Genomic DNA, 1,338 nt, shown 5'->3' on the forward strand with positions numbered 1-1,338 from the left:
TGAAGCAACTGGCCAACGAGAAAGGCACGGAACTGGCGGTGTGCCTGATCGAGAAGGCCGCCGAGATCGGCGCGCACATTCTGTCCGGCGCGGTGATGGATCCGCGGGCGCTCACCGAGCTGATCCCCGACTGGAAGGCACAGGGCGCGCCGCTCAACACCGCAGTCACCGAAGACCGCGTGATCTTCCTGAGTGAGACCGGTGGGCGCAAGATCCCCAATGGGCTCTTGCCGGGCTGTTTCCTCAACCACGGCAACTACATCGTGCGCCTGGGCAACGTCGCCAAGTGGCTCGGCGAGCAGGCCGAGGCGCTGGGCGTCGAGGTCTACCCGGGTTTTGCGGGCGCGGAAATTCTGTTCGACGACAACGGTGCCGTGAAAGGCGTCGCCACCGGCGACATGGGCGTCACGCGCGACGGCGAGCCCGGCCCGGCATTCCAGCCGGGGATGGAGCTGCATGCCAAATACACGCTGTTTGCCGAAGGCTGCCGCGGGCATCTGGGCAAGCAGTTGGAAGCGAAATTCAATCTGCGCGCCGGCGTCGATCCGCAGACCTACGGCATCGGCCTGAAGGAGCTGTGGGAAGTGCCGGCGGACCGGCATGTCCCGGGCCTCGTCGTGCACACCGCCGGCTGGCCGCTGCCCGCCGACACCTATGGCGGCGGCTTCGTCTATCACCTCGAAGACAATCTGGTGGCCGTGGGCTACGTCGTCGGCCTCAACTACACCAACCCGCACCTCGCGCCCTTCGAGGAGTTCCAGCGCTACAAGACGCACCCCGAGATCCGCAAGTTCCTCGAAGGCGGCAAGCGCCTCGCCTATGGCGCGCGCGCCATCACCGCGGGCGGGCTGCAGAGCCAGCCCAAGCTCGTCTTTGCGGGCGGTGCGCTGATCGGCGACGACGCGGGCTTCCTCAATGCCGCACGCATCAAGGGTAGCCACGCCGCGATCAAATCCGGCATGCTCGCCGCGGAAGCCGCCTTCGACGCCTTGGCGGCCGAGCGCAGCCGCGACGAACTCAGCGCCTTCCCCGACACCTTCCGCCAGAGCTGGCTCTTCGATGAGTTGTACAAGGCGCGCAACTTCAAGCCCTACATGAAGAAGGGCCTGTGGATGGGTTCCTTGCTGTTCGGCATCGACCAGCAGGTGTTCCGCGGCAAGGCGCCGTGGACGCTGCACAACTCGTCCGACCATGACAAGCTCAAACCCGCGGCCGAGTGCGCGAAGATCGACTATCCGAAGCCCGATGGGGTGCTGAGCTTCGACCGCCTCTCGTCGGTATTCCTGTCGAATACCAACCACGAGGAAGATCAGCCCTGCCATCTGCAGCTGAAGGATG

General features: G+C 65.5%; 1 protein-coding gene. It reads left to right on the top strand.

Annotated features, from left to right (window positions below):
• Positions 1–1,338: electron transfer flavoprotein-ubiquinone oxidoreductase (locus tag GPA25_RS23555; protein ID WP_169262825.1), on the top strand; the 1,338-nt coding region annotated here is incomplete at both ends.

Origin of the sequence: Aromatoleum diolicum, from assembly GCF_012910955.1 — a bacterium.
Classification (GTDB): Bacteria; Pseudomonadota; Gammaproteobacteria; order Burkholderiales; family Rhodocyclaceae; genus Aromatoleum; species Aromatoleum diolicum.